The 5,586-nt window shown below is 72.7% G+C and carries 6 protein-coding genes; 2 read left to right on the top strand and 4 right to left on the bottom strand.

Going from position 1 to position 5,586, the window contains the following annotated elements; genetic code table 11:
- A partial coding sequence (locus FOE67_RS15020) for a JmjC domain-containing protein (protein ID WP_228473908.1) occupies window positions 1–535 on the bottom strand: 535 nt, incomplete at its 3' end.
- Between the two features lie 16 nt (window positions 536–551).
- Window positions 552–713, bottom strand: a complete 162-nt coding sequence (locus tag FOE67_RS15015) for a hypothetical protein (protein WP_182664501.1) — start codon at window positions 711–713, stop codon at window positions 552–554.
- Between the two features lie 215 nt (window positions 714–928).
- On the opposite strand from FOE67_RS15015, the gene FOE67_RS15010 reads away from it, so the two are divergent.
- Entirely contained in the window at window positions 929–2,239 is a 1,311-nt protein-coding gene (locus FOE67_RS15010) for a helix-turn-helix domain-containing protein (protein ID WP_182664499.1), read from the top strand.
- Between the two features lie 574 nt (window positions 2,240–2,813).
- Here the strand turns inward: FOE67_RS15010 and FOE67_RS15005 are convergent.
- Complete coding sequence (locus tag FOE67_RS15005) at window positions 2,814–2,987, bottom strand: hypothetical protein (RefSeq protein WP_182664498.1); 174 nt, start codon at window positions 2,985–2,987, stop codon at window positions 2,814–2,816.
- 151 nt (window positions 2,988–3,138) lie between these two features.
- The gene (locus FOE67_RS15000) at window positions 3,139–4,524 is read right to left on the bottom strand and encodes an NsdA family TPR-like regulatory protein (protein WP_182664496.1); all 1,386 of its coding nucleotides are present in this window, start codon (window positions 4,522–4,524) and stop codon (window positions 3,139–3,141) included.
- 417 nt (window positions 4,525–4,941) lie between these two features.
- On the opposite strand from FOE67_RS15000, the gene FOE67_RS28680 reads away from it, so the two are divergent.
- The gene (locus FOE67_RS28680; RefSeq protein ID WP_194444292.1) at window positions 4,942–5,328 is read left to right on the top strand and encodes a DUF7848 domain-containing protein; all 387 of its coding nucleotides are present in this window, start codon (window positions 4,942–4,944) and stop codon (window positions 5,326–5,328) included.
- Window positions 5,329–5,586: the final 258 nt, after the last annotated feature.

The raw sequence follows: 5,586 nt of genomic DNA, 5'->3' as shown, positions 1-5,586 counted from the left end.
GGGCGGCGGTGTCCTGGTACAGCGGTGCGGTCCGGGTGGGTCCGTAGAGCGTCCACCGTTTGGCGCCCTGGAGCTGGACCACGATGACATCGTGGTCGTCCCAGTGGACACCGAAGCCCTCCCTCCCGGTCCAGGAGGCGTAGAGGTTGACCTGCACATGAGTGCGCAGCCAGCCCTCCAGGTGCTCGGCCAACTCCCCGACGGGCCGGTGGAGCTCGTCCACGGCGTCGAGGACCAGGGAAGCCCCTTCCGTGAGGCGGGCGTGGAGCTCGGCGGGGTGGATCTGGTGCCAGACGGTGTGGCGTCGGGTGACCCGGGCGATGGCGTACCGGTGCTGGGGCAGCATCTCGCCATCGGCGGACAGCCGCAGTCGGGGTGGCTCCAGCCGGTGAGTGGCGATCAGGTCGTTGATGGTGTCGAAGGTGATCAGCTCGGCGGCCCCGGGAAGGGCGCCGGGAACGTGGCGGTAGGTGCGGTGCAGCACCTGGGGGAGGAAGTCCTCCCCCAGGTGCTCCGCGAGCGACGGGGTCGTCATCGCAGGGTGGCTCCGGTCAGTCGTTGCCGTCGGTGCGACCGGTGCCGCCGCCGTCGGACATCGCGGTGTCCCGGCCCCGGGCGGCGGTGATCCGCCGGCGGGCACGGACCAAGCCGTCGGTGTGCCGGTTGCCGGTCTCCGGACCGGCGGTGGGCGCCGCGTCGGTGGTGTTCCGCATGGTCTCCTCCTGGTGTGCGCTGGGTGTCGGTGGTCCGTTCGGACACGTCGGCCGCCGGGGGTTCCGCCACTTCGCCGGCGCCGGCGCCGGCGCATCCCGGACCGAGATCGAGTCAACAGGCAGACACCCACCGTGAGGAGCTGCCAGGCTGTAGGCCGGCTGTCGGCCCGTGTATGCCGGCGGGCCGCTCAACCGTCGGAGAGGGGGGCACCTGTATGCCGAGGGGTGATCTCGCCATCGGCGCACTGATCCGGGAGGCACGTGTTCGGCGGGGATGGAGCCAGGCCACATTGGCCCGGCAGCTCGGAGTCGCCGAAGGACGCGGGCCGAGCGGCCTGGACCGCGGATCGGTGTACCGATGGGAACGCGGGCGGCGCGTGCCGGACTACTGGCTGCCGTGGATCCTCCGGGTCCTGGATCTGGAGAAGGCGGCGGCCGTGCCCGTTGCCCCAACAGCCGGTGGCACCGGTGGCACCGGCGATACCGTGGCCTCGATCGTCGAGTTGGCAAGGAGTGACGTGGACCGACGGGCTTTCGTGCAGGCTTCCAGCGCCTACGCGCTCGCCGCGCTGGCACTGCCCGACCTGGACGCCATCATCCGTCGAGTCGACGACCGGTCCGGTCCGGTCGGCGTCGGCCGCGGCGAAGTCGCGGCGATCCGCAACATGACCAAGGCGCTGGGGGACGCCGCCGCCGAACTCGGCGGTGGTCACGTCCGCCATCTGGCCGTGCGGTACCTCGGCGAGGATGTCGCCGGCTGGCTGGAGGGGACCTACACCGCGTCGACGGGGCGGGAACTGTTCACCGCGGCGGCCGAGCTGGCCCATCTGGTCGGATGGATGGCCGGAGACGAGGGGCACCAGGGGTTGGCGCAGCGGTACTACGCGCACTCCTACCGCCTGGCCGCCGAGGCCGGGCATGCCGAGGTCGCCGCCACCGCGCTGCGGGGCATGGCCGTCCAGGCCATCGACCTCGGCCACCGTGCCGCAGCGGTGCGGCTGTCCGAGGCGTGTGTGGAACAGGCCAGGACACTCGACGATCCCCGCGCCACCGCCTACTACCAGGCCACCCTGGCCAACGCCGCCGCGCTGGACGGAGACCGCACCACGGCCACCAGCGCACTGACCGCTTCCGCCACCGCCATCGAACGCTCACCCGCGACCGCGGGAACCTCGTGGGCCGCCCACTACAGCCCCGGCCGCTGGGCCCACGAATCCGGGATGATCCTGGCCCGACTCGGCGACCCGGAGGCCGCCGAGGAACACCTCCACCTCGCCCTCGACATCCATGGCCTGGACCGCCGCCGCACCCGCGCCATCGTCTTGGCCGACCTCGGCGCCCTGCACCTGCGCCAGGGCAACACCGATGCCGCCCTGGCGGCCTGGGAGAAATTCCTGGACTGCGCCGACGGCCTCCGATCCGTGAAGGTGACCGACGCCCTCACCGACATGCGCGCCCGCCTCACCCGTCTGCGCGGACTGCCCGCGGCTGAGGAACTGAACGAACGCGCTGCGGACATCCGCTGAGCCCTCCCGTGGCCTCGCGGCACCACCGAAGCTGTTCCCGTGGGAACAAAAACTCGGGTCTGAGCGTCTGGAACGGGCCGAAACGTGCTCGAACGTAGATCGAACATGCAGGTCACTGCATCGCCGCAGGTCAGGAAGTTGTCCGGTTCTGGTTCGAATCCGGCTCCGGGCACTCCCCGCGCACCTCTCATTCGACCCTCGGCGACGGTCCGTCGCACGAGGAGCGCCGGGAAGCCCGGGCGGGGACGGGAACGCCCCGACGCACACCGGCGCGCGCCGCCCCGACGGTGACCGACCACCCCGGCGCCCGCTGCCCCGACCCCGGCTGCGGTGTGCCCCGGAACATCGGAACACCCGGGGGATGAACGGGGACGGGCATCGACCGACCCCGGCGCCCGGTGGCCTCCCCGTGACCCGCGTCCCGGGGCCCGCCCCACCGGAGAGCCCCCGATCGCCCGTCCCCCGGCGGGGAGGTGCCCGTTCGGTGGGCGAAGCGGGGCCGGACCGTCACGGGAACCCGGCGTCACCGAGGGGGAGGAACCGGGCGGACCGGACCGGGCCTCCGAACCGCTCGTCAGGCGGCGGTGACCAGCTCCGGCCGCCCGGCGGCCGCCCACAGCGTGAGCAGCCGCGCGTACTCCCGGGTGCGCTCCACACCCGCCGGCTGTTCCATCAACAGGCGGATACGGGCGTTCACTTCGTCGCGGTGGGGGAGAGGGGTCGGCAGCGGGGACAGTTCGACGATCACGGTTCCACCGTACGCTCCGCCACCGACAGCCGACACGGAATAACGTCCCGATCCCGTCCGGTCGAGTGGCCCGACGACGATGCCGCACCCGGACGGGGGAACGGCCCGGCGGAGGGCGGCGGCCCCACCGGACCGTTCCCCGGGGCGTCTCTCACACGTGCGCCGCGCGCCACGCGCGGGCGCGCTCGTCCAACTCCTCGGCAACCCGCGCACCCCGACCGCGCAGCGGCGCGAGGGCGCGCCGCATCCCGTCCACGGCGTCCACCGCGCGGGCCGAACGCACCCCGTCCAACAGCTCCAGCGCGCGCCCCCAGGTCCCGCACGCCTGCTCCAGATGTCCCATCGCGGCCTGCTCGCCGCCCTGCGCGGCGAGGGTCAGGGCGGTGATCCGCTGGTACTCCGGTCCGGGGCGCGAGCGTGCGGCGGCGGCGTAGTGGCGCTCGGCGGCCACGTGGTCCCCCATCCCGCGCACGGTCTTGGCGGCGTGACTGGACACGCACGCCCGGGCGCTCCCCCACAGCGCCGCCCAGTGCGGCAGTTCGGCCTCATCCCCGCGCAGCACCAGATCCTGCGCGACCCGCAACCGACGGGCCGCCTCGGCCGATCGACCCGCGTTCGCCAGGGCCCTGGCCAGGGTGACCACGAACAGTGCCTCGGTCGCCGGCCCGACCCGCCCCCGGACCCGGGACAGCGCCGCCTCCGCCAGGTCGAGGGTGTGCTCCGGCCGTCGGACGTCCATGCCGTTGTGGGCGAGGATGCGCAGCACGAAGGCCTGGTGCGCCTCGTCGCCCGCCTCCCTGGTCAGTTCGTACGCCTGGAGTTGGTAGCGCTGGGCCAGTCCGTGTTCCCCGGCGTCGTAGGCCTTCCAGCCGCACAGGTAGGCGACCTCGGCGGCGGCCCCGAGCATGGCCGCGCGGTCGGCCTCCCGGGCGAAGGAGGCGCGGCACAACCGGGCCACGTCGGTGGTCAGGTACTGCACCACCGCCGTGCGGCCGTGCTGCCCGCCGTGTCGTTCGTCGATCCGGGTGAACAGCCGTGTCATCTCCCGGACCGCCTCGATCTCGGAGCGACCGGCGTGGAAATCCCCGGAATCCCCCCGGCGCTGACCGGGGATGGCCTGCTCGACCCCGAGGGGGAGACCGGCCGCCGCGACGCTGTAGGCCGCGTTGGTGAGCAAACGCCTGCGATGGATGTCGGCCTCCCCGATGAGTCGTAGCACTTCCACGGGATCGGCTCCCGGGCACATGCCGAGCGATACCCGGGATCGATCCTCGCCTCCCGGCTCCTCGAAACCGAGTTCGGAGGGTGACACCTCTCGTCCGAGTGCGCGGGAGACGGCCTCGGTGACATACAGGGTCGTGCGGGGGTGCGGCTCCGCACCACCCACCCAGTGCGCCACGGCACTCTTGTTGGTCCGCAGTTCCTCACCCGCCGTCCTGGCCACGGCCCGCACCTCGGACGCCAGGCGGGCATAGGTCAGTCCCGCCTCCCGAAGGGCGTCCACCAGCGCTTCGTTGCGGGCGCGCGGTCGAGCCACCTGTCCTCCCACTCCGGTGAGGAGCCGTAAACCCCGTTGAACGCGTTGGGAGCTCACGGATCATTGATGGCACAGCGTAGCGTCGTGTGTACTCAAGGTGTCACGGGGTGTGGGGCGACCGAAGGGGGTTCACTGATGAGGACCTGTCCGGGTTTCGAGGGGGAAGCCCGCAACGGACGGCGGGACGGAAACGGATCGGAAGTCGGGGGAGGCCGCGGAAACGCGGAGGACGGCGGGGGGACGAACAGCGGTGCCGGCGAGGGAAGCGGGAGAAGCGGAGGAAGCGGGGGACGCGGGGAAAGAGGAGAGGCCGGGAAGCCGGGTCCGCCGCCGGGAACCCGACGGCGGCCGTCGTTCCTGCCCCTCCTCTCCGAACCCGTACGGGGCCTGCGCCGCTGCGCCTGGTGCGGCGAACTGGTGCAGCCCGGGTACGAGGCGGGGCGGGACGGCTCGGGGGAGCCGCTGTACAGCTGTGGCAGGACGCCCTGCGGGCCGGAGGCGTCCCCGGGAGTGACCTCACCGTCGAATCCGCGTCCCGGACCTCGGGCCGACGCCGGGGACCGGGAGACCGGAGGACCGGCCCACCGTTCCCGGCGGGGGTACTCGATCGAGCCGGACGAGGGGCCCGACGCCGAACCGCTGCTCTTCTCCGCCCGGTGCGCGGTGTGCGGCGCGTCCGGGCCGGCGGGCCCCGAGGGCGGGACGGCCTCACGGTGGATGCTCACCCACCTGCGCTCCCACCCGGGCCACCTGTCGTTCCGGGAGGTCATCACCCGTTCCTATCGGGCGGTGCCCGGCGAGTAGGGGCCGCCGCCCGACCTTCCGGGGGTGTGCCGGATCGGGCCCGGACCTTGTTGTCGGCAGAGTCGTCGACAGAGTCGTCGACAGAGGTGTCGGCAGACCGGTGGACACGGGTGGAGGGAGCACCGGGGGAGGCTTGCCGCCGAACCCGGCGTACCGGTCACCGGTGGTCGGTTCACCGGGAGACGGTTTTCCGTCGGTCGGTATTCCTGCGGCTCTTTTCAAGTACGGGAGGGAGAGAACCCACCCTGTCTCTTATAC

It is taken from the genome of Streptomyces calidiresistens (genome assembly GCF_014141525.1).
In the GTDB taxonomy this organism is placed as follows: domain Bacteria; phylum Actinomycetota; class Actinomycetes; order Streptomycetales; family Streptomycetaceae; genus Streptomyces; species Streptomyces calidiresistens.
The sequence above is the reverse complement of the archived record's forward strand: the minus strand, read 5'-3'. Positions and strand labels throughout refer to the sequence as shown.

Excerpts from the sequence above, each read along its gene's own strand:
- FOE67_RS15015 (WP_182664501.1), bottom strand. The coding sequence starts at position 713 with ATGCGGAACACCACCGACGCGGCGCCCACCGCCGGTCCGGAGACCGGC.
- FOE67_RS15010 (WP_182664499.1), top strand. The coding sequence starts at position 929 with ATGCCGAGGGGTGATCTCGCCATCGGCGCACTGATCCGGGAGGCACGT.